The sequence below is a fragment of the Citrobacter tructae genome (assembly GCF_004684345.1).
GTDB classification, from domain to species: Bacteria; Pseudomonadota; Gammaproteobacteria; order Enterobacterales; family Enterobacteriaceae; genus Citrobacter; species Citrobacter tructae.
The window spans coordinates 59,480-85,556 of record NZ_CP038468.1; the positions used below are offsets into that span (position 1 = coordinate 59,480).

At 52.3% G+C, this 26,077-nt stretch carries 29 protein-coding genes and 1 pseudogene; 24 read left to right on the forward strand and 6 right to left on the reverse strand.

The annotated features are described in order from the left end of the window. Positions 1-2 precede the first annotated feature (2 nt). On the reverse strand, positions 3-1,274 hold the full coding sequence (locus E4Z61_RS00365; RefSeq protein WP_053389739.1) for a Y-family DNA polymerase: 1,272 nt from the start codon (positions 1,272-1,274) through the stop codon (positions 3-5). Then, a complete protein-coding gene (umuD, locus tag E4Z61_RS00370; RefSeq protein WP_048227699.1) occupies positions 1,274-1,702 on the reverse strand; it encodes a translesion error-prone DNA polymerase V autoproteolytic subunit in 429 nt (142 codons plus the stop codon). Before umuD ends, E4Z61_RS00365 begins: the two co-directional genes overlap by 1 nt. A 454-nt stretch (positions 1,703-2,156) precedes the next feature. Here umuD and E4Z61_RS00375 point away from each other — a divergent pair, with 454 nt between their 5' ends. The 17 genes and pseudogenes from E4Z61_RS00375 to E4Z61_RS00465 all read left to right on the forward strand — a co-directional run bounded on the left by E4Z61_RS00375 (position 2,157) and on the right by E4Z61_RS00465 (position 14,428). Beyond that, a complete protein-coding gene (locus E4Z61_RS00375) occupies positions 2,157-2,900 on the forward strand; it encodes a hypothetical protein (protein ID WP_053389740.1) in 744 nt (247 codons plus the stop codon). A 354-nt stretch (positions 2,901-3,254) separates the two neighbouring features. Then, a complete protein-coding gene (locus E4Z61_RS00380; protein WP_072206635.1) occupies positions 3,255-3,716 on the forward strand; it encodes a hypothetical protein in 462 nt (153 codons plus the stop codon). Beyond that, positions 3,716-4,054, forward strand: coding sequence for a hypothetical protein (locus E4Z61_RS00385; protein WP_053389741.1), 339 nt, complete (start codon positions 3,716-3,718; stop codon positions 4,052-4,054). The genes E4Z61_RS00380 and E4Z61_RS00385 overlap by 1 nt, the downstream gene beginning before the upstream one ends. A 363-nt stretch (positions 4,055-4,417) precedes the next feature. Continuing rightward, positions 4,418-5,197: a hypothetical protein gene (locus E4Z61_RS00395; protein ID WP_053389742.1), complete on the forward strand. Its 780-nt coding sequence runs from the start codon at positions 4,418-4,420 to the stop codon at positions 5,195-5,197. Between the two features lie 407 nt (positions 5,198-5,604). Beyond that, the gene (locus E4Z61_RS00400; RefSeq protein WP_053389743.1) at positions 5,605-6,114 is read left to right on the forward strand and encodes an antirestriction protein ArdA; all 510 of its coding nucleotides are present in this window, start codon (positions 5,605-5,607) and stop codon (positions 6,112-6,114) included. A gap of 42 nt (positions 6,115-6,156) precedes the next feature. Further along, positions 6,157-6,345, forward strand: coding sequence for a hypothetical protein (locus tag E4Z61_RS00405; RefSeq protein WP_048227667.1), 189 nt, complete (start codon positions 6,157-6,159; stop codon positions 6,343-6,345). An 828-nt stretch (positions 6,346-7,173) separates the two neighbouring features. Next, positions 7,174-7,506 carry a DUF905 family protein gene (locus E4Z61_RS00415; RefSeq protein ID WP_077223967.1) on the forward strand — a complete coding sequence of 111 codons (333 nt, stop codon included), beginning with the start codon at positions 7,174-7,176 and terminating at the stop codon, positions 7,504-7,506. Between the two features lie 67 nt (positions 7,507-7,573). After that, complete coding sequence (locus tag E4Z61_RS00420; RefSeq protein WP_053389745.1) at positions 7,574-9,562, forward strand: ParB/RepB/Spo0J family partition protein; 1,989 nt, start codon at positions 7,574-7,576, stop codon at positions 9,560-9,562. Positions 9,563-9,605: 43 nt separating this feature from the next. After that, on the forward strand, positions 9,606-10,031 hold the full coding sequence (gene psiB, locus E4Z61_RS00425) for a conjugation system SOS inhibitor PsiB (protein ID WP_053389746.1): 426 nt from the start codon (positions 9,606-9,608) through the stop codon (positions 10,029-10,031). Next, positions 10,028-10,762 (forward strand): plasmid SOS inhibition protein A, encoded by a 735-nt coding sequence (locus tag E4Z61_RS00430; RefSeq protein ID WP_048227664.1) that lies wholly within the window; start codon positions 10,028-10,030, stop codon positions 10,760-10,762. Before psiB ends, E4Z61_RS00430 begins: the two co-directional genes overlap by 4 nt. After that, positions 10,759-10,995: a hypothetical protein gene (locus E4Z61_RS00435; protein ID WP_048227663.1), complete on the forward strand. Its 237-nt coding sequence runs from the start codon at positions 10,759-10,761 to the stop codon at positions 10,993-10,995. Before E4Z61_RS00430 ends, E4Z61_RS00435 begins: the two co-directional genes overlap by 4 nt. Positions 10,996-11,168: 173 nt before the next feature. Further along, positions 11,169-11,318 (forward strand): annotated as a pseudogene (locus E4Z61_RS23995) (DUF5431 family protein); the annotation flags it as partial. Further along, on the forward strand, positions 11,260-11,385 hold the full coding sequence (locus E4Z61_RS00440) for a type I toxin-antitoxin system Hok family toxin (RefSeq protein ID WP_228719026.1): 126 nt from the start codon (positions 11,260-11,262) through the stop codon (positions 11,383-11,385). The pseudogene E4Z61_RS23995 and the gene E4Z61_RS00440, both read left to right, overlap by 59 nt. A gap of 907 nt (positions 11,386-12,292) precedes the next feature. Then, positions 12,293-12,649 (forward strand): hypothetical protein, encoded by a 357-nt coding sequence (locus E4Z61_RS00450; protein WP_040231230.1) that lies wholly within the window; start codon positions 12,293-12,295, stop codon positions 12,647-12,649. A 42-nt stretch (positions 12,650-12,691) separates the two neighbouring features. Next, positions 12,692-13,510 carry an N-6 DNA methylase gene (locus E4Z61_RS00455; RefSeq protein WP_053389747.1) on the forward strand — a complete coding sequence of 273 codons (819 nt, stop codon included), beginning with the start codon at positions 12,692-12,694 and terminating at the stop codon, positions 13,508-13,510. Between the two features lie 79 nt (positions 13,511-13,589). Continuing rightward, positions 13,590-14,081 carry an antirestriction protein gene (locus E4Z61_RS00460; RefSeq protein WP_053389748.1) on the forward strand — a complete coding sequence of 164 codons (492 nt, stop codon included), beginning with the start codon at positions 13,590-13,592 and terminating at the stop codon, positions 14,079-14,081. Positions 14,082-14,125: 44 nt separating this feature from the next. Then, positions 14,126-14,428, forward strand: coding sequence for a DUF957 domain-containing protein (locus E4Z61_RS00465; RefSeq protein ID WP_053389749.1), 303 nt, complete (start codon positions 14,126-14,128; stop codon positions 14,426-14,428). Here the strand turns inward: E4Z61_RS00465 and E4Z61_RS00470 are convergent. Then, the gene (locus tag E4Z61_RS00470; protein ID WP_053389750.1) at positions 14,425-14,682 is read right to left on the reverse strand and encodes a helix-turn-helix domain-containing protein; all 258 of its coding nucleotides are present in this window, start codon (positions 14,680-14,682) and stop codon (positions 14,425-14,427) included. The two genes, E4Z61_RS00465 and E4Z61_RS00470, sit on opposite strands and share 4 nt — an antisense overlap. Positions 14,683-15,437: 755 nt before the next feature. Between E4Z61_RS00470 and E4Z61_RS00480 the strand changes: the two genes are divergently transcribed. From E4Z61_RS00480 to E4Z61_RS00490, 3 genes are all read left to right on the forward strand, one after another. Next, positions 15,438-15,584, forward strand: coding sequence for a hypothetical protein (locus E4Z61_RS00480; RefSeq protein WP_048227658.1), 147 nt, complete (start codon positions 15,438-15,440; stop codon positions 15,582-15,584). Between the two features lie 54 nt (positions 15,585-15,638). Continuing rightward, positions 15,639-16,208 carry a DUF5983 family protein gene (locus tag E4Z61_RS00485; protein WP_053389751.1) on the forward strand — a complete coding sequence of 190 codons (570 nt, stop codon included), beginning with the start codon at positions 15,639-15,641 and terminating at the stop codon, positions 16,206-16,208. A 407-nt stretch (positions 16,209-16,615) separates the two neighbouring features. Further along, positions 16,616-17,449 (forward strand): DUF932 domain-containing protein, encoded by an 834-nt coding sequence (locus E4Z61_RS00490; RefSeq protein WP_053389752.1) that lies wholly within the window; start codon positions 16,616-16,618, stop codon positions 17,447-17,449. Positions 17,450-17,611: 162 nt separating this feature from the next. Here E4Z61_RS00490 and E4Z61_RS00495 read toward each other — a convergent pair whose 3' ends face one another. Continuing rightward, a complete protein-coding gene (locus tag E4Z61_RS00495) occupies positions 17,612-17,935 on the reverse strand; it encodes a hypothetical protein (RefSeq protein ID WP_069325148.1) in 324 nt (107 codons plus the stop codon). Between the two features lie 243 nt (positions 17,936-18,178). On the opposite strand from E4Z61_RS00495, the gene mobA reads away from it, so the two are divergent. The 4 genes from mobA (at position 18,179) to E4Z61_RS00515 (ending at position 23,384) form a co-directional block, all read left to right on the forward strand. Then, the gene (gene mobA / locus E4Z61_RS00500) at positions 18,179-18,514 is read left to right on the forward strand and encodes a plasmid mobilization protein MobA (protein WP_048227655.1); all 336 of its coding nucleotides are present in this window, start codon (positions 18,179-18,181) and stop codon (positions 18,512-18,514) included. A 21-nt stretch (positions 18,515-18,535) separates the two neighbouring features. Then, the gene (locus E4Z61_RS00505) at positions 18,536-21,235 is read left to right on the forward strand and encodes a relaxase/mobilization nuclease domain-containing protein (protein WP_058687263.1); all 2,700 of its coding nucleotides are present in this window, start codon (positions 18,536-18,538) and stop codon (positions 21,233-21,235) included. A 95-nt stretch (positions 21,236-21,330) separates the two neighbouring features. Continuing rightward, entirely contained in the window at positions 21,331-22,482 is a 1,152-nt protein-coding gene (locus E4Z61_RS00510) for a Fic family protein (RefSeq protein WP_048227653.1), read from the forward strand. Positions 22,483-22,607: 125 nt separating this feature from the next. After that, complete coding sequence (locus E4Z61_RS00515) at positions 22,608-23,384, forward strand: hypothetical protein (RefSeq protein WP_094935554.1); 777 nt, start codon at positions 22,608-22,610, stop codon at positions 23,382-23,384. Positions 23,385-23,414: 30 nt separating this feature from the next. On the opposite strand, the gene E4Z61_RS00520 is transcribed toward E4Z61_RS00515, so the two are convergent. Both E4Z61_RS00520 and trbC read right to left on the reverse strand, forming a co-directional pair. Further along, positions 23,415-23,684, reverse strand: coding sequence for a hypothetical protein (locus E4Z61_RS00520; protein WP_048227650.1), 270 nt, complete (start codon positions 23,682-23,684; stop codon positions 23,415-23,417). Between the two features lie 72 nt (positions 23,685-23,756). Continuing rightward, positions 23,757-26,057 (reverse strand): F-type conjugative transfer protein TrbC, encoded by a 2,301-nt coding sequence (gene trbC, locus E4Z61_RS00525; RefSeq protein WP_053389033.1) that lies wholly within the window; start codon positions 26,055-26,057, stop codon positions 23,757-23,759. Positions 26,058-26,077 lie beyond the last annotated feature (20 nt).

A 26,077-nucleotide genomic window follows, 5' to 3' on the forward strand; every position in this document is an offset into this window, starting at 1 on the left:
ACTCAAATTGAGGCGCACGGTATATCAGTCCATTTAGTTGTGTATGCCGGCGACAGCATTTCTCTTTTCATCTGCCAGTCCGGCGCTATTCCGCGCCCAGCAAACCATACCCTCCCGAGCCCTGAATGGTTTATGCCATCCAGGGCTTTCATTAGCTCCTCGCTACATTCCCGCGGCTTAACGTCATCGAAAAGATTTAACTGTGCTACTCCCGTAGGGGTGAAGTCATTCAGCATTACTCCAGCCTTTGCATATCGATGCCCGTCGAGCCAGATACAGTCCAGGGCTTTTACTGAGGCATTAATGATGTCTCGGGTGTCGCGTGTAGGCACTAGAAGCTTTTCACTGGCCACGTTGCCGTAATAAGCTTCGTTGACTGCGAAAGGGGAGGTTTTGATAAAGACCGATATGTGCCGGCAGAACTGATGTTCTCCCCGCAATTTTTCAGCCGCGCGTTCGGCGTACTGGCAGATAGCCTGTCGCAACGCTTCGTAAGTCGTGATGCGCTCTCCGAATGATCGGCTGCAGACAATCTGCTGCTTTGCGGGCGGTGCCTCTTCAAGAGATATACAGGCCTCACCGTTCAGCTCGCGTACTGTCCGCTCCAGCACCACGGTAAAGTTCTTGCGTACAAAGGCAGGGTTCATGCGCGCCAGCTGCAGCGCAGTTGTCACGCCGTATGTATTCAGCTTTTTGCCTATGCGGCGACCAACCCCCCAGATTTCCTCCACTGGCTGCAGTGAGAGCAGTTTCTCTGTCCTACGGAGATTGCCAGTAGTCAGGGCCAGCACGCCCCCAAATTGCGGCCACTCCTTAGAAGCCCATTGTGCTGATTTTGCTAAAGTTTTTGTCGGTCCCATCCCGACACCAATTGTCAGTCCGGTTCCTCTTAGGACGTGCTCGCGCAGCTGCCGTCCGAAATCTTCAAAGTCAGTACAGCCATCGATGCCGCGAATATCCAGGAACATTTCGTCGATACTATACTGCTCAACGCGGGGCGCCAATTCTTCCAGATGTGCCATGACCCGGTTGCTCAGACTTGCGTACAGCTCATAATTACTGGAAAACGTTAGGACTTTCTCCGGGAACTGCATTGCTTTTAGCTGAAACCAGGGGATCCCCATTTTGATTCCAAGCCGCTTCGCTTCCTTAGATCTGGCTATAACACAACCATCGTTATTGCTAAGAACAACCACTGGTCTATCACGTAAGTCAGGACGAAAGACCTTCTCACAACTCGCATAAAAGCTGTTCACATCAGCCAGGGCGAACATCAATCATGTCCCCGGGTTTTGTGCACAAATGCCGTCACGACACCGAAGATCTGCAGGTTCTCCGGGTCTGGCCATAGAGTTGGGTAGGCTGGGTTCATCGCCTGCAGTCCAGGCCGTGGCCTCAGCAGCAATCTCTTAACCGTGAACTCTCCCTCTATCTCAGCTATGACGATGTCTCCGTGCTGAGCCTGTTCGGCTTTATCGACGATCATCAAGTCGCCCGAATGCAGGCCGATGTCGGTCATCGAGTTGCCGATAGCTCGTACAAAGTAGGTTGAGCTGGGCCGCGATATACAGTACTGGTTCAGGTCTAATTCGGCCTCCACGTAGTCCTGGGCCGGTGAGGGAAACCCAGCCTGGCAGCGATCGCTATAGAGAGGGATGGGCGTCAACTCTGGATTGCTGTCAGCACGTATAAACTCAAACATAACCACCTCAAATAACACTGTTTGCATATACAGTATTATTGCCTTATTGAAGACACTTTCAAGTATTGATTTTTTGCTGCCTTTAACCCTCTGTAGTTCCTGGAAAAACTCCACCGGTGATGTGGTACCTTGCACTCGTTGAGAGCTGGGTTACTTATCCACAGAATCGGGGGATAACGATGTGGGTATATCCAATGAAGTCACTTTGCTGCTCTATTGCAGTCAGATTATCTCCAGCCATCGCTTAAACAGTTGCACCGTGCCGGCAAAAATAAAGTCGCCTGCTGCTGCACCCGTTCGCACTCCCTCTGGTCGCTTGCGCTGCGGCTTTGCCTCCGGAACTTGATTTTTGCCTGATGGCACGTTGCCGCCTGTCGCTTATGGCGGGAGATATCCTCCCGTACGTAAAAGCTACGGCAGAAGAAGCCCGGTAAATCAAACGAAGGAGTACCCTATGAATCTTTATATGACTCTTGCACCAACCCGCAGCCGTCAGATCCTGTCAGAAAACAACTGGCCGTCGTCAGTCGTTGTCCAGCCTGATGCAAACTGTTATTGCTTCACTATTTCGGGCCATGTCACTACCGAATCTATTATGGCGATGCTGCCGGCGATTGCTTCACGTGGCCATCTTGATACCCGTGCGGTCCATGGCCTGCAGCAGATGTGCAGTGATCTCAACCTGTGTGCAAGCGTCAGCGGCGAAATCCTGAAAGGTGATCCTTGTGTTCGGGTTGATTTTGAGGAGGCGAATCCGATCTGTATTGGCCTGACTGAAGCGATTGAAGCCGATTTGATGGTCCTGTGCCGTCAGATCTTCATTGATGCCGGCATTATTAACGACATGACCGGAGCCCAGTATGAAGGGATTAATATTTTTGAGCGCCAGACACGCCACTTCTGGGTTTTTGGTGAAGCGTGGAATGATATGCCGCCGCTGATGCGCCCGGATGCTGAACAACAGCAACTATGGCTGACAGAAATTTTTCACCACGGGGCCGCAGTTGTTGCCGTTGGCCTCGCGATTTACCGTGATTTTGATATGGTCCGCGAAGGTGACCGCAGCGCCGGCATTTGCATTATTCGTCCGGGAGCGCCAGTACGCCATTGGCTACCGCTGAAAGCGCTTCATGCTCTGGCTGACGAGGTACGCCAGCGTATCATCCACGATCGGGAATTAACCTCCAGCTTTTCCTGAAGACGTCCCCGGGAAACCGGGGCTCATCATCTCTCCCCAGCCATCCACTGCCGGTATTGAACCGGCAGCGTCTGGTTATCCCATCTTCAGGCATGGGTGCGCCGTGCCTTCACTATAGCCCGACTGTGGTGAATGCAAGGGAAGCTGCGCCGCCAGCTGCACCCGGCCGCCTGTGATTTAACGTCTTATCGTCGTTCCTTCCGTCGGTTTTCCGCTCAATTTTCACGGAAAACCCGTTCGGAACGCCTCTGCTATTACCGGCTACCGGCCTTGCTGGCGCCCTTGCATTAACCACTGATCGTCGGGCTGTCGTGTCGGCACGGCGCAGATGGGTGCCGGGTTAAGGAGGGAAATATGTTTAAGCTGACGTGTATTACGCTGGATGATGGCCAGCATGCGGTGTTTCTCAATGGCCACTGTCTGGCCAGTGACGATGTAAGTGGCCATAAGTTTTCCCTGGGGGAGATCCTTGAGCGTCTGTCCCGGCTACCAGGCGTTCAGACCGAAATGGTGAAATGGCCGGTACCGCCAGGAGACTGGGAGTGGTTTGATGTGGCCAACGCAGTTTTCCCGACACCTGGTCTGTGGCGTCGTGAAATGACTGTATCGGGGATGATTGCCAGATTGCAGCAACATCCTCTGGATGCACTTTGTACAGGGACGTTCTGGCTGGCCGACGATTTCCTTTCGCTCGATAACACGCTGGACAACGAGACGATTGAGGCTGCGATGGCACTCGCTGATGAATGCCATGATGCCAATATCGGTTTCAACTGGGATCACCTGCAGTGGGCGATTGAAGAGGCAAAGAAATAATGAATACCTGGTTGATTGGCGTCGATATCGAAGTTTCTGATCTTGAGTTTCCGGCATATTTCCTGATCCAGGCGGAGAGTCTGGCGCTGGCGGAAGCCGGGGTTGTTTATATGGGGAGAACCTGGTGGCAGGAATGCCTGGAAGAGAGTGATGGCTGCCGATGGGCTTATCGTTCCGGAAAGTCGGTCTGGTTTAACAGCATCACACTGCTTGATGATGTTGAAAGTTCTATCCTGCAGGAGCTTAAATTCCTGGATGCCTGGGTTGTTACCGGTGATCTGACAAGCCCGCGGGTTCAGAATCAGTTCAACGAACACTGGGACGAATTCACCCGCTAACCGTGGCCGGGCTGCATTGTCAGCCCGCCAAATCAGCCATAAGGATGTCGTGGACTCCGCTTTTTATGCCGCGCCGGTGTCGCGGCGGGTGTCAACGCCGTGCCTCCACTATAGCCCGACTGCGGTTAATGCAAGGGACATGGCCGGGCCATCTCCACCATCGCCCGGTCGCAGTAAATTTTTTATGTTTTTCAACGTTCTTCCCGTCGTTCTCTCGCTCAGGTTTCGCTCGATAACCGTCCAGACCGTTTCTGCTTTTATCTGCGCTGCGGCCTCCGGTTCCGCCCTTGCATTTCCCGCGGATCGTCGGGCTGTCGTATCGGCACGGCGAAGCAGTCGCCGCGTCGAGACAAGGAGAAAACTATGACCACCGCTTATCGCTTTATGCACCGTCACACCCGTAACACGCTGGTTGCCCGTGGCTGGCCAGCCACGATGGATATCGATACCAGCCTGAATTATTCGCGTGGGGAAGGCGTCGCTTTCTATGGCCAACTGGGGGCGTCCGATCTGCTGCGCCTGTTGCCTGAAATTGCGCTGCGTGGCCTGATGCCGGATAGCGCACTGAATGAACTGCTGCCATTAGTTGGCGGGAGCGATCTGATTGTTCGTCTTTACCGCAACTCGCTGGGCCACCGCAAAGCCCACGCTGGCACGATTTCGCTGGAATACGATAACTGTCCTGCCGGGATGTCGGTAAAACAAATCCTGTGCCTCCTGAAAGCCCTGCGAGACGAAATCAACCATGTCTGTAGCTGTGTCGCCGCTGCCGGATACCGCCTGACAGAAGCCCTGCGTCCTGCTGCTGATCCTCTGGTGTTTACCCGCCGGACGCGCAACTTCACGCTCTCCGTGATTGAAGTGGAAGCCGGAAGCGATGATACCGAGTGGGATAACGACACTCTCGACGCGCGCCTGAAAGCCGTCCTCGACGGGCAGGAAACGTTTCGTCGCCTCCAGATCCGTCTCGAATGTCGCGGTCGCGTTGTTGGTGTCACGGACGTACCGTTCGCGCTGCGTCACCCGGACAGCCCATCACGCGTATGGTTTGAGCGCCGCTGGTTACGTGATGCGGTCAGCGAGGCCCGCGTCGAAATTGACGCGATGATGCGGTCATTCTCCGGAATCCGGATTGCTGCGTGACCGACGGGCGGGGCAGATTGCCCCGCAGTTCTGAACAGGAATCGGATGTCGCGCTGCTCCGCTATACCAGCGCGACCTCCACGCTGTTACGGGCGCGCGCGGGATGAGATTTCGTGCGGTCTGCGGCTAACGCCGTGCCTTCACTTTAGCCCGACCGCTGCGTATGCAAGGCACGTGGCTGGCGCCACCTCCACCGTCACCCGGTCGCAGTTATTTTTGATGATTATCGGCGTTCTTCCCGTTGTTTTTCTGCTCAAAAATTCGCAGAAAAACCGTCCAGACCGCCTCTGCTTTATCTGCGCTGCGGCCTCCGCTTCCGACCTTGCATCCTCCGCTTTTCGTCGGGCTGTCGTGTCGGCACGGCGTAAGCCGGTACTCAGATAACCTGGACTATGGAGGGAACACCCATGAACACTATCAGCACCACCACCCCGGCGGTATACGTTGGCACTTATCACAAATACAACTGTGGCAGCCTGGCCGGAAAATGGTTTGATTTGACCGATTTCGACGAGAAAGAAGACTTTCTGGAAGCCTGCCACGCGCTCCACGCGAATGAGCATGACCCGGAACTGATGTTTCAGGACTGGGAAGGCATTCCTTCTCAGTTTGCCTCTGAAAGCTCTGTGGACTGGGATTTCATCGATGCCTACAAACAGGCGAAGGATGTAGGTAAGGACGCGGCATTTATCGCGTGGGCCGAATACAGCGGCGAATGCGACTTTGACGCGTTCGAAGACGCCTACTATGGCGAGGCCGTGAGCGAAGAAGATTTTGCTGTGGACTACGTGAACGAACACAGCCTGCTGGCGGCTATCCCTGAGAGCCTGCGCGGCTACTTTGACTATGACGCGTTTGCCCGTGATTTGTTTATCGACACTTTCAACTTCATTGATGGCTATGTTTTTCGTCGCTAATTCAGATAAGGCAGGGGAAACCCTGCCGGAAAAAGGTTCCCTATGAAAATGACACCTGAAACACGCAAAATTCTGAAACACTACAAAACTCTGGTAAACGAACGCCGCAGGGAATTAGGCCTCAGACCTATAACGACGCCAATGCTCCTTGACGATATTTGTGATTTGTTGACTCGTCGCGAGCAACTTTTTATCGGCGGCCAGTTTATCCAGCAAAAAGTTAAATATTAGTCCCGGAGGCGGCCAATGAGCCGCCTGTTCGCGCGCGGGAAAACCCTGTCATCCCTGCGGGATGACGGCAGGGGAAAGCGCCTGCGGCGCATTCCCTCCGCCGGTGAAGCCGGTAATGAATCAGTTCTGAAATCTGCTTTTCCTGCTGTCGTTTCTGAAACATGCTGACCTGCGTGGGCGTGGGCGTGGGCGTGGGCGTGGGCGTGGGCGTGGGCGTGGGCGTGGGCGTGGGCGTGGGCGTGGACCGCGTGGCCAGAACCATAACCAGAACGATAAAAACCGGGGCTTTCAGATACTTTTTTTCCACGGGCTGGTTTACCCGGGCGACTTCCCTTCGGGAACCGGGGCTGTCATGCTTCGCACCGAGCCAGCTGCGCTGTCTCTGCCCGGCCCTCCGGTAAACCTTCGGGCAGCGGGTTTCCATCCCAGGCTGTCGCAACGTCAAAGGCTGGCTTGCAGCGACCGTTCCGGTCGCGCCGCCCTGTCGCGCCGTTCCTGCGCTCGATGCACCCCGTTCCGGGGTGTAAGGGGCAACGTTGTTGACGTTGCCGGCTCTCTCCCGCCACTTCCTCTGCGTTCATTCCCTGCTGAGTGCCTTTCCGGTCGCTGATACCGCCACAACCCGTCTTGCTGGCCAGGACCGCCGGGGCTTTATCAGCAAATTTTTTCCGGACGAGCCGGAATAAATTTCCCGCTAATCCTGGACAGCTTCACCGGGCCGTGCCCGTTACGCTCTCGCGGAAAGGTCCTCCGCAGTGTGTGAAAACACCAGAAAGAGGACGGCAGGAGAGGCTTTGCCTCTGAAAACCAGACCAGAGGGGTTTTGTGATGTGCAAATCGTTGAAGGATTTTCTGAATCAGCCTGAGTCATTACGGCAGCCTACGGCTGAGGATCATGCGCTGGCGGCGCTGCTGAATGGCGAAGTCGTCAATGCTCCTGCGCCACTGCTTCCGTTGGGCGCTTTTACACGCGAAGACGCGAAAAACGTGTCTGCGTATTACTCCAATGTGACGTTAGAAAACGATCAGTCATCGCATTTTCAGTTAGTTATGCGTGACGAACATGAGCAGTTGATTGAACGGGTCTGGAATTTCCAGCCGGATGCCGGACAGGTACTGAACGGCTACCTGAAAAGTCACGGCAGGGCAGTACAGCAGTAAACGAAAGGTGTTCTGCGGAGATGCACCTCCGCAGAACGCGACAATCATTAAAATGGAGGAAATAACGATGTCAGTAGCAAATGTTAAAGCAAAATCAGCCAAAAAGGCCAACCCGAAGAATAAAGTTATCAGCGCAGAACTGAAAAGCGCGCTTGATTCCGCTGTTATCACATACGTTCCGCTGTCCGATCTTATTAAATCTCCGCTGAACGTGCGTACTATCCCTTACACCGCTGACAGTGTTAAACGTCTGGCTAACTCGATTGAAAACCTCGGGCTTCTGCATAACCTCGTGGTTCACGTGCTGCCGGAGGGCAAATCCGGAGTTGCTGCAGGTGGTAGACGTCTCACCGCACTGAATCTGTTGTGCGAGACGGGACGTATTGGTGCTGATTATCAGGTTCCGGTTAAGTGTGTCAGTGACGAGTTGGCTGTTGAAGCGTCTTACGCTGAGAACAATGAACTGGAGGCGATGCACCCTGCCGAGCAAATTATGGCCTTTGGTAAGCTGGCGGCGCAGGGCAAAACCGCCGCGCAGATTGGTGATGGTCTGGGCTATGGTTCCCGCCATGTTCAGCGCATGTTGAAACTGGCAAACCTTGCCCCAGCACTGCTGGATAAGCTGGCACAGGATGAAATCACTGTTGAGCAGTGTCAGGCTCTGTGCCTTGAATCCAGTCAGGAACGTCAGGTTCAGGTGTTTGACAGCGTCTACGCGCAGTGGGGATCTGTTCAGGCTCATTTACTAAAACGTGCGATCACAGAAACCGAAATTTCTGTTACCAGTTCAGCCTTTCTCTTTGTGGGTCGTGAAGCATATGAAACCGCTGGCGGTGTGGTTCGTGAAGATTTGTTTTCCAAGGAAGAGGGGGCTGGAACGGCTGACAGCGTACTGGTTCAGCGCCTTGTACAGGAAAAACTGGACACGATTGCACTGCAACACGAACTGAGCGAGGGCTGGTCGTGGAGTATGGGTCGTCCAGAAACGGTAAGTCGTTATGGTCAGGACGGGCAAGACTACCTGCTGCTGGAAAAACCAGAAACCGTCTATACCGATGAAGAACAGGCGCGTCTGGATGAACTGAAAGAGAAATTTAGTACGTTTGACAGTGCCTGTGATGAAGCTGACGAGCTTGATGCCGAAATCTGTCGTATGCAGGAAGAAGCAGGACAACGTGCCTGGACGGATGGGATGAAAGCCTCTGCGGGTGTTGTGGTCAGCTACCAGTATGGCGAACTGGTCATTCAGCGCGGTGTCTGCCGTATTGCAGACCTTCCGACAAAAGAGAACGGAGAAACGGAAAGTGGGGAGGATCCTGTACCTGCGGTGACTTCGATAAAAAAAGATATCACCGAAGGGGTTACCGCGCCGCAACTGCTGAAAATGTCGTCTGAAAGGACGCTTGCTGTTCAGGCAGCGTTGATGAACCAGCCAACCAAAGCCGTGGCGCTGCTGGCATGGCGTATGTGTGCTGAGGTCTTTACGGGGCGTGGAGAGCAGGATAATCCATTTGGTGTTCGCGTGACTGTAGGTCATTACTCACAGACCATGAATGCACCGTCGGGCAAGGAGGGTAAAGCATATACCGCAATCCGGACCGAAGGTGAGCGTCTTGAGGCGCTGTTGCCAGAGGGCTGGCGACAGGATTTAACCTCGTTCTTCTCGCTGGATGGTGGCGTGCTCATGTCTCTTATGGCGTTTTGTACGGCCTGTTCCGTTGACGGTGTTCAGACTCGCGATAACGGTCATACCTCCCGAAGTAAACTTGACGCGCTGGAGACTGCGATCGATTTCAACTTTCGCGACTGGTGGCATCCAACCAAAGACGGATATTTCAAAGGCGTTAAGCATGACCAGATTGTCGAATCCCTGAAAGAGGCTGGAATGGAAGGGGCAGCGTCCGATGCGGCGAAGATGAAGAAGGGCGATGCTGCCGAGCTTGCCGAAGATCGTCTGAAAGACAGTTGCTGGGTTCCTGCGTGGTTATGCGCTCCGCAGCCGAAAGCGATTGAAGAAAACCAGACTGAAACTGACCACTCGGCATTAGCCGCCTGATATGGAGAGCCGCCCCGATGGGGCGGCAATAAGGAGATACCCTATGAGTATTCATCATTCCCGTCTTGCCGCGATGACCGCCGAAGAGTTTGAAGCCCATCGAGCAGCGGGTTTTCAGTATCGCAGTGAACTCACTAATGCCGTCATGAATTCCTTCGCGCTTCCTGACAAATGGGACATGAACGGAGAATTTCGCAGTGAGTTCGGCGGCTTGTTTCCGGTTCAGATTCGCTTTACCCCCGAACATGAGCGCTTTGAAGTGGTGGTATGCAGCCCTGGTGAAATCAGTGATTACTGGCTTGTGCTGATTTCCATGTCTCAGGGAGAGCGTCTGGCCTGTGTTCACCAGTCCTCGTTCTTCGATGCCAGTGAAATCAGCCGCATTTTGTGCCAGATCAGTGGCCTTCACTGGGATGGATACGGACTATGCGACATCATGTCTATTCTGAAAGAGGAGATACCAGCATGAGCATTCCACGCCATCTCTCTCTTGTGACGCAACTGCCAGAACGTGAAGCTGCACTCCGTGCCATTATGCACGTTGAGGAAACAACCCAGAAGGACAGGCGGTTCGGTAATCCGCCGCACCCTTATGCCCGGGCCTTTTTCCGGTTCCTGTGTGGGAGCAGCAAAATTAGCGGTCGCGCCATTAACCAGGTACGCGGCGTGTACTGGTACAAGGACGACAAAGTCCCGCTCGCTCAGTATGAGGAAGCATTTGATACTCTGATTCGCTCGCGGGGTCGGCATTGTTATTCACCGCTTGATACCTCGATGGTGACATCGCTGTTTCCGGAGCAGGCGTTCAGTGTGGGAGAGCGTCAGGCAAGCCGTTACCAGCGTGAAGATGATCTATACAGCCGTCAGGAGGCACGCCGAGAAAGAGAGCGGGAAGAGAAGTATGACAATCTGACCGGGCAGGCCGAAATTGACCTGGCATTTCACACACCGGAGACTATCCGCACCTGGTATGCCCACTGGTCACAACAGGATATCCGGGACTACGATCTGGAAAAAATGCTGTGGGCGTGGACAGAACGTTGTCCGTCACTGGCATCTCTGGTTCGCGGGTATAACCTGTCGGCGCTGGAGGTTGTGCTGGATGTTCACGACGTTGCGGGAGCCAGTTCGCCTGAAGAACGCGAGCTTGAACGCTGGATGGTACCGAACAAGATCACTCTTCGGGAGGTCTGGCCGTGAGAAAACGAAACCCGTTCCGCGAGGAACTGAAACTCGCACGCAGTCAGCGTAAGAAGCTGCAGACCATCGTCGACAAACTGAATGATATGTCTGCCGAATGGGCCGACTGGCATGGCGGACTGGAGACAGATTTTTATCTGTTGGCTGAGGCGGTATACCCGCAACTTGCCGTGCTGGATGAGCAGATTACTGAGTGGGCCAGAGGGGAGGGCGATCCCCGGGAAGACGGATAAGCAGGATAAATTAAGACAGTTAGCTGCCTATTCCTGGGCAGAAAGAGGGATGAACGGTATAATGGCGGTGGCGCTTGAGGCTTTTTGCCTCAGGATGTTCCGGTGGTTTGTACCTGTGTCGTGAGGCAGAAAGACAAAAGCCCCAGTTAATTTTCATTAACCGAGGCCCCTGCATGAATCGACACCATCAGGATAGCCTCTTAGATGCCGTAAGGCAAGGAGAAGAAGGCCATGAAACTGCCGCGAAGTCCCGTTATCTGGTGTGTGCTTATAGTGTGTTTAACACTGCTGGCATTCACATACCTGACCCGAAAATCGCTTTGCGAAATCAGGCTGAAGGACGGAGAACGGGAGGTCGCTGCAATACTGGCTTACGAATCCGCTAAGTAGCTAACCCCGGCGGGGGGAAACCCCCGCCATTCAGGGTATCGGATGTTGTCGGACCATTGCCGCAAGCGCTTTTAGAAGGGCTTCCCTGTTCGCAGGGAGGCCCTTTTCCCTGTCTGGCCTGGCATGAACAACCTGCTGCAGGGCGCCCAGCTGGAAGGGCGGGGGAGAGGCGCTGCGCGCCTCCCATCCTCCCCTCCGTTTATGTCCTCATTATGGTCATTTAGTCGTCTTCCGCTTTCTTCCTGCCGTCTGTTTCTCTTTACTCACTTCTGTACCACTTTCCCTGATAGCTGTGCCATTTTCTCCCGGATTTTTGCTGTTTCAAACCAGAAAGGCGAAGAACCCGACCACCTTCGGCTCCCCGTCGCGCCAGCGCGCCAGGTCGTCAGGCCACACTCCGCCAGGGCAACTGCTTAACGCACCCGCCAGGCTCCGCCGAACCCCTGCGGGTTTCGGGCTATTCGCTAGTGTCCGATGGAGAAGGTCAACCCCACGCTTGCTGCGGCCGTTCCGGCCACGCCGCTCTCACCATCCCGTCGCCGGCGACGGGATTCTGCAGGGCAACATCGCTACGCTGCCGCGTATCGCCGTTGCGGCGGGTCCCGGCTCGTCTTCTCCGTTGTGCGTTTCGCCCTTTGAGATCCTCCTCCTGGGTGCTGAATCACGCCACAGTCCTCCTTGTCATCCAGGGCCGCTGCCGCTCTCCAGCGAAAACTTTTTCCAGGTAAAAACTTTGCGCTTCCGCCCCGGATTCCGGCGTCGGCCGGTGGCGTGCTGCACCTGCGGCGAAGGTTCTCAAACGGGTGAAGTGAAACAACCCGGGAAACTTCAGCAGGTTCCCGCAAAACGTCAAAACCGCGGCTCCCGTAACTCAACGGGTGATGTGATTAAAAGAAAGGAGATCCTTATGCACGTATATCAGACCGAACCGACCCACACGCTGGACATGAACGCGACCGCCGAGGCCGAGCGCGCCTACTGGCTGACCCGCGAAAAAGCGGCTGTCACTGCACCCGTCGAAATCGACGTGTACAAGTTCCATGACGCGGCAGGGATGATGCCGCCAATGAACTGGCGTAGCGACACCGCGCAGGACACTGAAACGTTCATGATGCAGGAAATGTATTGCGGGAACGTGACTGATATTTTCGTGCGCTGCGGCAAGCGTTATTTCCGTCTGCGTGATTACAGCCACCTGAATCACGCCGTCATTGTGGCGAAGGTCAAAGCGACCTTCATTCCTGAAAGCCAGAAAACACACTGATACACGGAGCCGCCCCTGAAGGGGCGGCAAGCAGGGGGAACTATGTCACAACTGAGTTTTGCAGAATTTTTCAACCAGGCGCGTGAGTCTGACAACGTTATTCCAATTGTTCCGGTTTCCAAAAAGAAGCCGATTATCGGATTGATGCACGTGGATGCAGCACGTAAGCAGTTTATCCGCCTGTTTAACGATACCGCGCGTTATATGCGCCGCTGGGATGTGTTCTGCGATTTCATCACGCTTTCTGCCAGTGAGCTGGATCTGGCGCGGATTCTTACACCGGAGAATATCGAGCGTAGCCGCAAAGTCTGCGAGCGCTACGAGGCCGCAGATATTCAGAAAATGCATGATCTTTTCATCCTGATGGTGTGCGCGCTCGATGCCAAATTTCATGATTTTCTCGGCGCGATTTTCATGGAGCTGGAGCTGGGATCTAATGGCATGGGGCAATACTTCACGCCGTATTCCGTTCAGTCGATGATGGCACGAATGATGATGCCCGGCGTGAAAGAGTCGATCCGCCGCGAGGGTTTTGTCACCGTCAGTGACCCTGCGAGCGGCGCGGCGGGGATGATTATCGCCTATGCCGAATGCCTGTTAGATGCCGGATATGACCATTCGAATCACATGTTCGGAAGCTGTATCGATATTGACCCGATCGCCGCCGATATGGCGTTTGTTCAGCTTTCGTTACTGGGTATCCCGGCGGAAGTTATCACAGGCAACACGCTGACAATGAACCTGCATCGTGCGCGGTATACCCCGGTTTATTACTGGAACGACTTTAAAAACAAGCTGGAGTTCCAGAGACGCATGAAAGCAATGAAGGACTTTATGTACGGCCTCGATATTGCCGCCTGACATATAGCGTTTGCAGCTGCCGTTCCGGCAGCGCCACTTAAACTGGCCGCCACTGGCGGCCACTAAGGAAAGCCGAATAATGATGACTTCCACAATGATTGCCCCGACTGCCAGCATTGAAATCACTGACCCGCGCCAGCGTCTGGCCTTTATTCCTGAATTATTCTTCACGCCGCAGGGCGACCAGCTGGTCGCCTCCTGGTTACAGGTACATAGCCAGTATGACGGAGGTTTCTGGCGTTACTTTGCCGTTCCGCGTGGTATCAGCGGTCGAATTGACGGATGGACTGAGGACTGTATTACCCGACCGACCGGGTATCTGGTACCGCCGGAAGGGGTGTATCACGTGACCATGCCGGGAAATTACTTCGATGCTGAGGTTTCAGCGGAGGCCGCCGGGATCATTGCGACACTGATGTCCCTCAATCGTCTGAACTGGCAGGTCTATGAAATGGGGGAGCGCATGGCGAAAGTCTGCCAGGGGCTTGTCGATCGTCAGGACGCGCTGAAGGACTATATCAGCATCATCAAACACCCGGAACGCGATCTGATTTACCGGGCCATTGACTGAAAAATCAGGCCCGGCGATTGCCGGGCCACACCGAAAGAGGACGTATGAGCAAACCCCACAAACTGGAAATCCTGCTGGCGTGGCTGGAGGATAACGTGGCGATGGGCACAGAGATAATTTTTGATGAAGGGATCGATTCGGGTGATGTGCTTCCGGCAGTTCGCGCGGCGGTTGAACTGCTGAATATGCCCAAAGCGGTCAGTCATCCGCCGCCATGGGATGCTTACTATACCTGTGAAGCCATTGATTCAGAGGAACTGAGCAAAGATGAAGCGCGAGTCTGGAATATGGCGCAAAAATATGTGCAGGACACGTTGCAGGGGAGGCCCGCAGGGAAGGGCCGTTAATCCGGATGGATCGCATCATCGATCATCGTATTGAGCATTTCACGCATTTTGTCGCCGCTGGTCCGGTTCTGTCTGAATCGGGGCAGCTGGTCCTGTAGTGATAGCGTCACTGTTGCCAGCGCAATGCTACGTTTCAGGCGGGGCGCGTTTTCGTAGTCTTTATAGGTTCGCAGGCTGATATCCAGTTGTTCAGCCGCCTTGTCACGGCTCCAGCCGAGGCCTTTTCTCCAGAGTCGAAGCTCGTAACCTGTCATTATTTATCCTTAAAAAAGTGCAGAAATTGCACTTATTTTATAATGAAATTATGGTTTTTTTGAAGGTTAAAAGGTGCAGAAATTGCACTTTTTTTGATGTTGAAATTGACAGCGAAAAGAGAAAGGAAAATGCGAAAGGTGCGCCCCCTTCGGCTCCCCGTCGCGCCAGCGCGCCGGGTCGTCAGGCCACACTCCGCCGGGCAGCTGCTGACGCACCGGCCAGGCTCCGCCGAACCCGCAAGCGGTTTCGGGCTATTCGCTAGTGTCCGATGTCGAACGGCAACCCCCGCGCTTGCTGCGACCGTTCCGGCCGCGCCGCTTTCACTGGCCGCCGCTGGCGTCCGCTAAGGAAAGCCGGCTTCACCGGCTTCTTCTGCCGTCCTTTTTCCCCTCCGCACGCACGAAAGCCTCTCATTGCTGATGCAGACTGACATCTCCCGTAAGCGTCTGAAAGGGTCGCAGCAGAGCTGCTTAAGGCCTGATTTTTTCCGGTGTGACGCAGAAAAAATAAGTCCTTAACCCTTGCAGCCTCTTTCGGGCGCTGCCGGATCGTCTGCGCAATGAGGGCGTTTCGTTCTGGCCCGGAAGCCGAAGAAAAAAGAGACGGCAGAAGGAGCCGGGGGGGAACAACTGAAGGCTTGCGTCATCGACGCAGAAAGGATTGCCGGATCACAGGCAATAAAAAAGCAGAGCGCGAACTCTGCTTCTTCCAGACCAGATGCAACTGGTCCTCATCAAAACCAAAGGAGTTAACTATGATTTTCGACCCGCAAATAGTCGCACAGGCGAAGGCGTTTGTAAACGCCCTGAAGAGTGGCCGCCGCGCGCATGTACCTGCGCTGCGATTTGAATACTGGCAGCAGTTCATGACTACCGTGAACGCCGAGTTGGGCTACATCTGACAGCCGCCGCCCCGCAACGGGGCGGCTTTTGATCGCCATTGCGGAGAATAACCAATGCCAAAATATTATCTACAAAATGCGCCACGCGGCGTAACAGGTATCCGTCTTGAGAACGGCGAGGAGGCCATTTATCTGGATGGTGAATATATTGCAGGCCGCGATCTTCAGGAACGTAATGAGGATGTGATCTCGATAGGTAAGAAAATTGCGGAGAAAATCGGGGTTCCTTTCCAGTTGCTGGAGTGCCCTATTCCTGGTGATGATGAATGGGCGTGGAACGATATTACGGATTCATTGGGATGGGGGAAAAGTATCATCGCTCCGCGTATGATGCTGCGCCCGGTTATGGAATGTCGAATATCTCATATCACGTTAGAAGATAATTATTTATTGCAGGAATTGACCCAATCAGAGAACGAATGGCCGTGGATTCTGGATACCGATGTCGGGTATCTTCTGCGCCTCGATGCTCCCACACGTCCGCTTCTCCGGCTGAAACGTCTGGGCATTTCACGAACCACACGGGCGTTAATTTATCGGTCTATTAAGCAGGCCAATATTAGCATGATCCATTTCTCATCTGTGGGGGATAATGTGGAAGGTGCGCCAGTATTTGACTGGTAAGTATCAGCCCGGCACGCCCGGGCATAATTCTCCACCTCCGGCGCACGGGCTTGCAGCTGCCGTCCCGACAGCGCCGCCCTGACTGGGGCCACCTGGCGGCCCCAGAAAGGAAACGGGCTTCGCCCGCCGGATAATTCCAGCTTTCACCTTTTGAGTACTTTGCTCACCGCGTGCTGCCTTACCCGTGAAAGACTCTGGCCCGACCCGGAGTCTATGCAAGGGCACATCACTCACCCGTTCGCACTCCCTCTGGTCGCTTGCGCTGCGGCTTCCTGCTGCACCCTTGCATCTCCTCCTTGTAGGTCAGGCCGTTCGCTTTATCACGGGAACGGCCACCCGCGATGGTGAATCATCATCAAAAAGGCGACGGCAGAAGCAATTTTATAATCATCATGAGGAGAATCACTATGGCCCGTTTAGCATCTCGTTTTGCATCAATGAATGTCATCCGTCGCGAACGTCCACTGACGAACGATGAACTGATGCATGTTGTTCCGAGTATTTTTTCCGAGGACAAACATGATTCCCGTAGCGAACGCTACACGTACATTCCAACGATTACCGTTCTGGAAAAATTGCGCGAAGAAGGTTTCCTGCCGTTCTTTGCTTGCCAGACACGCACCCGTGATGAAGGAAAACGTGGTCACACCAAACATATGATGCGTTTGCGTCGCGCCGGGCAAATTGCAGGTAAAGAGGTTCCGGAAATAATTCTTTTGAATAGCCACGATGGTAGCAGCAGTTATCAGATGATTCCGGGAATGTTCCGCTTCGTCTGCACCAACGGGATGATTTGCGGGCAGACGTTCGGGGAGATCCGTGTCCCGCACAAAGGCGATGTAGTCGAGCAAGTTATAGAAGGTGCATACGAGGTTCTGGGAATTTTTGACGAAATAACAGAGTCACGAGAAATAATGAAAGACACCGCGCTGACACGCGAGGAGCAGGAAATTTTTGCACAGACCGCTCTGGGCTGGCGTTATGATGAAAACTCAGAAGGAAAGCACATCCCTCTGGCACCATCCGATTTGCTCAATGTTCGCCGAAATGAAGATAAATCTAATGATCTTTGGACGACGTATCAGCGTGTTCAGGAGAATATGACAAAGGGTGGTTTACTGGGAAAAACAGCGCAAGGAAAGAGACAGCGTACACGTGCAGTGACCGGAATTGATGGGGATGTAAAACTGAACCGTGCATTGTGGGGAATGGCAGAAATGATGCAAAAGTTGAAGTCATGAATGATGCAATGCGGGAGGAAACTCCCGCTAATTATGGTGCTGGGCGTGACAAACTCAGGTATTGAATCAGTTTTCAGCTAATTACACAGTTCGGAATTATCTAACCACTATCGTGGTAAAATAATGCCTCTCATCAGGTTCCAGTGTTCTCCGTAAAAATTCTTAACTTTCTTGATTCACTGGAGTTTGATTAGAATTTTTAGTCGTTCTGTTACGAGAAAAACCTGCCCCTTTTGTTGTTTTTTTCTGCTTACTTAATATTTCACGAATAGCTTTAACACTTGTCTGGATACCCACACCCTCTAAAGCCGAACGGATATCATCTACAGAATAGCCTTTATGACCAGAAAGCAAAATTATCTGGTCTTGCAGTTTATTCAATACGTCGGATTTGGTAAGACGTTTCTCGGTTAAATCAGGTAGAGAATCTAACGTCATTTTTGCCAGTTCAACGTCTTCCGTTGTGAACCATTTTTTATCTGCCATATCAAATTTTTCCTTTCACATATTGCCGCTATGATTTTCATGTCAATCATACCATTGCCAAATAAAAAGTGGCAGTGTCTCGCACTGCCGATGCCGTCAAATCGCCACTAGGCGAAACAGCCAGCGAAGCGTATAATGGCCGAAAAAACGGGACAGGATGTGCATTTGTAATACCGCGCACGCACGATATTACAAATGCCACCTGGTCAGGGCTCCGCCCCGACACCCGAGTAAGGAGCACACATGAGCGACAAAGTATCCCGAAGAGGAAGTGATAAACGGCAGAAAACCGTTATCAAGACTCTGAGGTTTACCCCTGATGAAATCGAAGAAATTGAAGGGAAAGCGGAAGAGGTTGGACAAAGCGTATCGGCTTACATTCGTAACGCTGCGATGAACAGAAAGGTCATTTCACTCATCGACGACAGCTTTATGACTGAGCTATTGAGGCTGGGAAGACTGCAAAAGCATCTGTTTGTTGAAGGGAAAAGAGTCGGGGATAAAGAATACTCCACGGTCCTTGTAGCAATATCAGAATTGTCCACCACGCTCAGAAAAAAACTTATGAGCAACGACTAGTACGGAGAGAATCAGAACATCATGATCGCAGTTATTCCACCGAAACGACAAGACGGAAAGTCCTCCTTTGGGGATTTGGTGTCTTACGTTTCTGTTCGTGATGAACCGCGCGATGATGATTTGATGGAAGCTGTTAAAGCATCCGGAACAAAACCGGAAATGCCGCACAGCAGTCGCTTTTCTCGTCTTGTTGATTATGCCACGAAACTGCGTGATGAGTCGTTTATCTCGCTTGTTGACGTGATGCCGGACGGCAGTGAATGGGTAAATTTTTACGGCGTGACCTGTTTCCACAACTGTACGTCAATTGAAAGCGCAGCCGAAGAGATGGAGTTCTCGGCCCGTAAAGCGAAGTTCGCCCATAACAAAAGTGATCCTGTATTCCACTATATTCTGAGCTGGCAGTCGCATGAAAGCCCACGTCCAGAACAGATTTATGATTCGGTCAGCCATACGCTTTCTCGCCTAGGATTAGCCGGCCATCAGTTCGTCTCTGCCGTTCACACTGACACGGATAATCTGCATGTTCACATCGCTGTAAACCGCGTTCACCCGGAGACCGGTTATCTTAACCGTCTCGCTTACAGCCAGGAAAAACTGAGTAAGGCCTGCCGTGAGCTGGAGCTTAAGCATGGCTTTTCGCCCGATAATGGGTGCTATGTGATTGCACCTGACAATCGTATTGTTCGTCGTACTTCGATTGAACGTGATCGTCAAAGTGCCTGGAAGCGTGGTCGTATTCAGAGCCTGAGAGAATACATCGCTGACACTGCTATAGCCGGTTTACGGGAAGCACCTGTGACTGACTGGTCTTCTCTCCATCAGCGTTTTGCTAAAGAAGGTTTGTTCCTGTCAGCGGATAACGGCGAGCTGAAAGTGAAGGATGGCTGGGACAGTGAGCGTCCTGGCGTAACGCTTTCGGCATTTGGTCACGCTTTCGATACCGAAAAACTTATTCGTAAACTGGGTGAGTTTACTCCTCCTGCACAGGATATCTTTTCGCAAGTCCAGGCTGTTGGCCGTTACGAACCTGAGAAAATTACAGTGCCGTCGCGTCCTGAACGAATGACAGAGAAAGATACCTTAACTGACTATGCGACCGCACGTTTACGCGCACCGCTGATTGCACTTGATCAGGACCCGTCGCAACGAACTATACAGTCGGTACATACACTCCTCGCAAAGTCGGGTTTGTATCTTAAAGAACAACATGATCGACTGGTTATCTGTGATGGATATGATCCAACGCGCACACCAGTCAGGGCAGAACGGGTATGGCCTGCGCTAACGAAAGCGGTCCTGGACTCGTATAAAGGTGGCTGGAAGCCGGTACCAAAAGACATTTTCCAGCAGGTTCCTCCTGCAGAACAGTTCACTGGTGGCGGTCTGGAAGCAACTCCAGTTTCCGATCGGGAATGGCGAAAATTGCGTACAGGATCGGGTCCACAGGGAGCCCTGAAACGCGAGATTTTCTCCGATAAGGAAAGCCTCTGGGGCTATGCTGTTTCGCACTGCCGTCAGGAGATTGAAACGCTTATAAGCAGTAAACACTTTTCCTGGGAACGCTGTCATGAACAGTTTGCGAAACAAGGGTTGTTGTTAGTTCGTGAGCAGCAGGGGCTGGTTGTGATGGATGCCTATAATCGCGAACAGACTCCTGTTAAGGCAAGTCATGTTCATCCGGATCTTACACTTGCGCGTGCGGAACCTCATGCTGGTTCATTTGTTCCAGTGCCGGCAGACATCTTTGAACGTGTTAAGCCGGTAAGCCGTTACAATCCGGAACTGGCCGTGAGCGATCGCGATATTCCTGGTATGAAACGTGACCCTGAATTGCGTCGCCAGCGCCGTGAAGCGCGCGCAGCTGCAAGAGAAGATCTGAAAGCCCGTTATGCAGCCTGGCGGGCTAACTGGCAGCGTCCGGATTTGCGTGGTCGTGAGCGCTACCAGGCTATACATGATGAATGCCGGATGCGTAAAGCGCGCATCCGTATCGAACATCGAGACCCTCTGGTGAGAAAGCTGTATTACCATATTGTAGAACTGCAGCGTATGCAGGCTCTGATTACACTGAAAGAAGCTATGAAAGCTGAACGCGCTGAACTCATCGGACAGGGAACATGGTATCCGCCGTCTTACCGGCAGTGGGTTGAAGCTGAAGCGGTGAAAGGTGACAAGGCTGCGATATCACAGCTAAGGGGATGGGATTACAAGGATCGTCGTGGTAATGCAGTGAAATCCACTACAGACAGCAGATGTGTTGTTATCTGTGAACCTGGTGGTACGCCGATGTATTCCGGTGTACCTGGCCTACAGGCTTCACTGAAGAAAAATGGTCGCGTCCAGTTCCGGGATCCGGAGACAGGTCGTCACATTTGCACTGACTATGGCGACAGGGTTATTTTCAGAAACACCGGCGATTACGATTCGCTGAAGCGGGATATGGTCAAAGTCGCACCGGTTCTCTTCAGTCGTTCTCCGACCGTCGCGATGGCACCAGAAGGGAATGATGAACAGTTCAATACAGCATTTGCCAAAATGGTGGCATGGCACAATGTGAACCACCGCGATGAAGCTGAATACCATATCGCACGGCCGGATGTAGACCAGGTACGTGTTGAGCATGAGCAACAATTCACAAATGTGTTGAATCAAAGCAGTTATGCTCCGGATGCTCAAGCTTCACATCAGAATACCTGGGAACCACCGACGCCAAGATAAACAGAGTCAGCCTCTGTATTAAAGCTTTTTTTAACTAGTGATATTGTTATTAAAGGATGTTTTAATAACTATCTAGCTTATTAAAAGGAGCTTTAATGAATCGAGTAACAGGCCACTACAAAACCACCCAAAGCCACAATGAGGCTGTTCATGCCTTTGTGCCATTTCCTCTGCCACCAACGAAACCAGAACTGGATCCCCATGTATGGCAAGAACAAAATACACGAGCTGAACTTGCCCTGGCCAGGCTTTCAGGTATGTCTGGTCTCGTTGCCTCCGGAGAGTGGCTCATTTACAGCGCCTTGCGCCGCGAGGCATTGCTAACTTCCCAGCTGGAAGGTACCCAAGCTACCCTGACAGACGTTTTTGATGACGAAGCAGGTTTATCCGTTGCCAATGCGGATGATGTTGAAGAAGTTACACAATATCTGCAGGCATTCCGGTATGTCCGGGAACAAATTAACTCACCTGAAGGTCTTCCTGTATCGGTGCGGTTGATTACGGAAGCGCATAAGGTTCTTCTCAATGGTATTCGTGGCGCTAATAAACAACCCGGCAACATCAGAACCAGCCAGAACTGGATAGGCGGAACTCGTCCTGGTAATGCGGTCTATGTTCCTCCTCCCCCGGAAGAAGTCACGAACCTCTTGTCTGATCTGGAGCTGTTTATTCACGACCAAAATCAGACGTTACCTCCACTCGTTAAGATTGCCCTGGTGCATGCGCAATTCGAAACTATTCACCCCTTTCTGGACGGTAATGGACGCATTGGCCGACTGCTTATTGCAATCCTGCTGGAAGAATGGGGTGTCCTGCCCGAACCTCTTTTATATGTTTCCGGGTACCTGAAAAGCCATCAGGAAGAATATTACCGGTGTCTGTCAGAGATACGGAGCTATGGGAACTGGGAGCAATGGGTATCGTTCTTCCTGGAAGGGGTGGAGATAGCTGCTGAGGAGGCTCAACGGAGTATTATTCAGATAGCTTCTCTCATCGCCATGCATCGAAAGATGCTACTTGCGAACACCTCGACGTCCTTGCAAACCATGCGTCTTTTTGAGTTACTGCCAGTTATGCCAAGATTAACTGTCGAACGTGCTCAGTCTGAACTTGCGGTAACGTTTCCTACTGCCAGTACTGCGATCAAGGTACTCGAAGCTACAGGCATTCTTGTTGAAACGACTGGCAGAGCTCGCGGGAAAAGCTATGTCTATAAGGATTATGTCGACCTCTTGAGAAATGAGTGAGGGTTATAGCTACTCCAATACTTTTTAACGTCGCCTGCAAGGGTTTCTGTGCCTTGTCTTAGCTTTTTCTTCACGAATACACTGTGGCCTCCACCGCGGCATAGGGTATGCCCAGGAAATATGATTTGAAAATTGATGAGCAATTTTTCTGGAAAATATTTCGCGTTTTTTTTCCAGAACTACGTAAGTGGGTCACCAGGGCGCTGATAGCTGCCGGTATATCGATGTTGTCAGGGCCACTTTGGGTCCCCTATGTGAACGCATTTTTATCCAGGTACGCAAGCATTAATATACCAGATACGAGCACGAGTGGATGGGTATGTCTGGGGCTGGGTCTGCTCTGTTTGATAGCGAACGAAACACTGGATCGCTGGCCATCAAAAAAGAAGATGACTGCAGAAGACAAGGAAGATAAAAATACTCTTTATGAGTTATTCAGCCAGATGCACTTGCCTACTTATGACTGGTTTTTCCATCACGGAAAAATAACGTGGGTATATATTCCGGCACTTCATTACCACTACGGTGTTGAGGGTTATATTCAGGCTACTCAGTTCCATCTTCATGACAAAGAAATCAGGAAATCTGTAGAGCTATTTTACCAGTCATGCTCGCGGGCATTTTCTTATGCATGGTACTTCGTTGAAACCAATAACCCTCATCTGCAGAAGTTCGGCCATCAGCACAATGTACATACTGATCCGTTGGCAAAGGCTGCTCATGATGATTTCCGGAACGCAGTATGTGAAGCAGAAGGGCACCTGAAAGACCTGTGCAAAGCGGTTAAAACAAAATATCCGGACTTTGATATGGAAGAAACGAGCAAGATCGCTAAGGATGAGCAACGGTCGTATTCGAAAGCACTGAATTTTGACTCAGCTACCTCCAAAGCAGAACTATAAAAACAAAAAAGGCCGCTTTCGCGGCCTTTTTTAGTTAAATGCAATGCGTGGAACTACTTCCCATTCCGCGTGGTCATTCTTTAAAACACATTTGTATTCAGAACCATCATGTTTAATCTGCAACCCGACGGTATAAAGCTTCTCGCCATCGGAGCAGGCGTACGCCTTCTGCTGGTTCGTGAGGAGGATGTTACGGATTTCAGTCAACTGCGCCACGGCATTGGCGTCTACAACAGGTTGGGGCGCTGCAGCGGCAACGGCTGAAAAACCAAAGAGTGCGGCAAATATTAGTTTCTTCATTTCATTTCCTTTTGTGCTATATCATTTTGATTATCGGCAGTTGTTCCTAAAACCCGACAAATTTTTGAACTGTCACTCTGGCCATTCCATATCTGGCTGTGGTGAACTTGTCTGTTTTGGGGAGAAGAATGGCTCGTTTCTGTGCCGGGCAGGAGGAACATAGGCAGGTTGTGGAAGTGTCAGGTTCCTCAATATTGCATCCGGCGCCAGCTGAATTTCTTCAGCGTTTACTTCCGTCGATTCTGACTCAGGTTTATTGAGTGTGATGTACCGGATTGTTCGTTCCGCCATAGTGGTTGTTCTGATGATCTCCAGCGCTTCTGCCCAGAGGTTTTCTTCCCGTCCTCCGTGGTCCATGTCATATTCTGTCATCAGATTGTGTGCTTCCTGCCGATTGGCCAGCCGCTGCTGGAAGGTATCGATTATCTTCCAGGGTTCAGTTCTGGCCGCTTTACGCCGGCGCGAGGGTTTTTCTGTAAGTACACCAATGATTTTGCTGACGTTCTCCGCTGCCGGCAGACGGCGCTGTGCTGTTCGTGGGACAAGTTTTCGCAGTTGCTTAAGATTCGGTGGGTTAATCGTGATATATCTATTGATAATGACGGGGGCATTGCATGTTTTATCCTGAGGTTCGATGTAGAAAGATGCTCCTGGAACTGGATCACCTTGAAACACTGTGTAGTTCTCACCGGGTTGTAGCTTAATCAGGTCCTGCACATTGATTTTGTTCTCCATCTGGATATTGATGTGGTCACCATCGATCCAGGAAGTGCCAATGAGACCGTCTTGCCGCTGCAGGCTGACCATATTCGCCCGGGCTTCCTGCCCTGCAGCATTACTGATTGTTCTTGCCGTTTTATCATCACTCACGATTTTTCCGGCGACTTTGGTGCCTGCGTTCTGCATAAGGGTTGCGACGTTGGCCGCTGAGGTCTGATTTTCAATGCGCTCCTGGTCCTGACTCATCATTACAAGTGCAAACTCAAGAGAGCGTACCTGTGTAGCCTGAACGGCTATTCGCTCAGTGTAGTAGGCTCCCACCTCATCGAGATAATTCATGTAGGGGAATTTGCCTTTGTATTTGGTGATTTCAAGCGCTTCTGAGTCCAGTCCCTCCAGCTTGTGTCCAAGGTCCCGGGCCAGGATCATGCTCTGCTGGGTAACAAACATTCTCCCCAGTGCAGAGGTTGTGTGCTGCGACGTGTTCATGGCTGGGATCAACACCAGGAGTATGCGGTCGCTGTGAATACTGTCACGAATATCGATGTCGCCGGCATCCTCAGCGAAGATATTGCCGAACGTTTCTGTGAATGTGTTGAAGGTTTCCAGAAACTGGCCCGTCAGGTAGCTGTGCTGCTTGCGCGGCTCTTCTGTCCAGGCTGAAGGCTGCCGCACGGTGGCCATATCGAAACCCGGTACGTCTACCAGATAATTATAGAGCGGAGAGACAGCTTCTTCTGGCCACTGATCATCCACGGCACGGCAGTAAAGCCCGGCCAGTTTCTCCAGCGGCATAAACTCGCGGAGCAACTGCAATGACATGGTTTTGTTTTCACGGACACAGTAAAACTTTGTGCCAAAGACCAGCGCCTTGTTCATTGCAATAGCTCTGGACTGCCATTCTCCACCCTGTACGTTGGTCGGCAGCATTGATTGCATCGTCTCAGCCACAAAGGCCTCAGTGCTGTAGCAGAAGGGGTTCCACTGGTGAGACTGTGGCCGACTTTTATCTCCGTTCTGGATCATCTCACTGCGGGACATGCCGCTGTTCATGAAGTTGATGTACTCCACATCGTCCTCACGCCCAAAGCGGCGAGCCAGATAGTAGCAGGTACGTGCAGTGTCGTTCTGCGCCTTGCCGTCAACAAAGGTGAATCCCCGTCCCCAGCAAAATGAATTGAGCATCCACGCATAGATGGTTTCGGTTTTCCCGCCACCGGTCGAGGCAAAGAACATTACATGGCGGGTCAGATCATCAAGGGTGAGCCACAGCTCGCGTCCGATATCATTCATTCGCTTATAGCCAATGTAGAATATCCCCTTACCTTTGCTTTCCTGCGTTGTTTCGTACTGAAACAGTGAGGGAAATGCTCTGAAAAAACTGCGTCGTACCTTCCTGTCTTCAGACGGATCTACTTTATTGAGGTGGACTGGCATTCGCATCGGCATGCGCCAGCGGTGGGTACCGAAGCTGATGCTGGCCACTATGGTCAGCAAAAGAAAGAGCGGTATGGCGAGTGGCCAGATAAAACCCGCCACCACACTTCCAGCCATAATTCCGGCATACAGCAGGTGGTCGCGCATAAGCTCAAGAACAGGGGAATTCCAGGCATTGCGCTTCATTAGCGCCTGATTTACGGGCGTATTATTCATCAGAATGCCTCCGGGAAACC